This is a genomic window from Bradyrhizobium centrolobii, from assembly GCF_001641635.1.
GTDB lineage: Bacteria > Pseudomonadota > Alphaproteobacteria > Rhizobiales > Xanthobacteraceae > Bradyrhizobium > Bradyrhizobium centrolobii.
The window spans coordinates 1-2,424 of sequence record NZ_LUUB01000012.1; the positions used below are offsets into that span (position 1 = coordinate 1).

Annotated in this window: 2 protein-coding genes and 1 pseudogene; all 3 read left to right on the top strand. The window is 63.7% G+C overall.

All coding sequences use genetic code 11. The features are described from left to right. The first annotated feature begins 51 nt into the window (after positions 1-51). Positions 52-477, top strand: coding sequence for an IS66-like element accessory protein TnpA (gene tnpA, locus AYJ54_RS46515; RefSeq protein WP_082905406.1), 426 nt, complete (start codon positions 52-54; stop codon positions 475-477). After that, on the top strand, positions 474-821 hold the full coding sequence (gene tnpB, locus AYJ54_RS01165; protein ID WP_063676405.1) for an IS66 family insertion sequence element accessory protein TnpB: 348 nt from the start codon (positions 474-476) through the stop codon (positions 819-821). The genes tnpA and tnpB overlap by 4 nt, the downstream gene beginning before the upstream one ends. Positions 822-892: 71 nt before the next feature. After that, positions 893-2,424 (top strand): annotated as a pseudogene (gene tnpC / locus AYJ54_RS01170) (IS66 family transposase); the annotation flags it as partial.

Below are 2,424 nucleotides of genomic sequence, written 5' to 3' on the forward strand. Positions count from 1 at the left end.
TCCGGCGAGGACCGCCTTGCGCGGTATGATGAAGGATGAAGACATAGGCGTATGACTGACCATACGCCTATTTCGAAAGTCTCCCGATTGGAAGTGGTCTCGACGGACGCTCGACGCCGTTGGACATTGGAAGAAAAGCGGCGGATCGTCGCCGAGAGTTATAGCGGGCCACGATTGGTGTCGGTGGCGGCGCGGCGCAACGGGTTGTCTACGAGCCAATTGTTCACGTGGCGCCGTTTGGCGCGCGATGGCCGGCTGAGCGGGGATGTCGTGCCGGCTCTTGTTCCCGTCGAGATCACACCTGCGCCAACACCGGCATCGATCAGCACGCCGCAAACTGCGTCTTCACCCCCTGCACAGCGCGCAAGGACTGGAATCATCGAGATCGAGATTGGCGGCGGCTGGCGCGTGCGCGTTGATGGGGACGTCGACACCGAGGCGCTGCGGCGGGTTCTTGAACTTTTGAGACGGCGATGATCCCGATCCCGAGCGGCGTCAGGGTCTGGATCGCCACTGGCCACACCGACATGCGTCGCGGCATGCAAAGCCTGGCTCTCACGGTTCAGGAGAGCTTGAAGCGCGATCCGCATGCCGGCGATCTCTACATCTTCCGGGGCCGCCGCGGCGATCTGGTCAAGATTCTCTGGCACGATGGGCTGGGCATGTCGCTCTACGCCAAGCGCCTTGACCGTGGGAAGTTCATCTGGCCCGCGGCGTCGGCCGGCGCGGTATCGATCTCAGCGGCGCAGATGGCCTATATGCTCGAGGGCATCGACTGGCGGAATCCGCAATTGAGCTGGCGACCGCAGAGCGCAGGCTGAACGAAGAAATCTGCGGTTGCCGCCATTTTTGGGGAGTCCCAACGCATCCAATCTGTGATTCACTGTGTCGCATGGATGCCGACCGCGACGCTGTTCCGGATGACGTTGCCGCCCTGAAGAAGGCGCTGGCAGTCGAGCGCGCGAGCGGTTTGGAGATCGCCGCCGAACTCGCGGTCGCCCGCGCGAAAGCGTCGGAAGACGAGGCGCTGATTGCACAGCAGAAGCTGCAGATCGCCAAGCTGAAGCATCAGATCTACGGCCAACGGTCAGAGCGTTCGGCGCGACTGATCGAGCAGTTGGCATTGGCACTCGAAGAGCTGGAAGCCGACGCCACCGAGGACGAGCTGGCGGCGGAACAGGCCGTGGCCAAGACGACGACGGTGCGGGGATTTACCCGCAAGCGCGCCGAGCGCCAGACCTTCCCCGAGCACCTTCCCCGGGAGCGGGAGGTAATCGATGGGCCGACGGGTTGTGAATGCTGCGGCAGCAATCGCCTTCGCAAGCTCAGCGAGGACGTGACGCAGACGCTGGAAGTGGTGCCGCGCCAGTGGAAGGTGATCGAGACGGTCCGGGAGAAGTTCTCCTGCCGCGACTGCGAGAAGATCAGCCGGGCGCCGGCGCCGTTCCATGCCATCGCTCGGGGATGGGCTGGCCCGAGCCTCCTGGCCATGATCATGTTCGAGAAGTTCGGTCAGCATCAGCCGCTCAACCGCCAGGCCGAGCGCTACGCTCTGGAAGGCGTGCCGATCGCACTGTCGACCATGGCGGATGCCGTTGGGGCGGTCTGTGCCTCGCTAGATCCGTTGCTGCGCCGCCTTGAGGCCCAAGTGATGGCGGCCGAGCGCCTTCATGCCGATGATACGACCGTGCCGGTGCTGGCCAAGGGCAAGACCGACACGGGCCGGTGCTGGATCTACGTCCGGGACGACCGACCGTTTGGGGGCGCGGACCCACCGGCGGCAATGTTCTATTACTCACGCGACCGCAAGGGCGAGCATCCCCAGGTACATCTGGCCCGGTATGCCGGCATCCTGCAGGCCGACGCCTAGACGGGTACAACCAGTTCTATCTGGCGGGGCACCAACCCGGACCGATCCGCGAAGCTGCCTGCTGGTCGCATGGAAGGCGCCCGTTCTTCGCCATGGCCGAGATCGAAGAGAATGCGCGGCAAGGCTGCGGGCAAAAGGAAATCCTGCTCTCTCCGATGGCGATTGAGGTCGTGCGACGGATCGACGCGCTGTTCGAGATCGAACGCTCAATCAACGGCAAGAGCGCCAAGGAGCGCCTTCAGGTGCGGCAGACGCTGAGCCGGCCCTTGATCGAAGACTTGCAGGTCTATATGCGCGAACAGCTCGCCAAACTGTCCCGCGGCCAAGACCTGGCCAAGGCGTTCAACTACATCCTCAAGCGTTGGGCGAGCTTCACGCTGTTCCTGGAGGACGGGCGAGTTTGCCTCTCGAACAACGCCGCCGAACGAGGCTTGCGAGGCATGCATTTGGCCGGAAGTCCGGGCTGTTCTGCGGCTTTGATCGCGGTGGACGGCGTGCGGCGGCCATGTACAGCCTGATCGTCACAGCGAAAATGAACGGCGTCGATCCGCAAG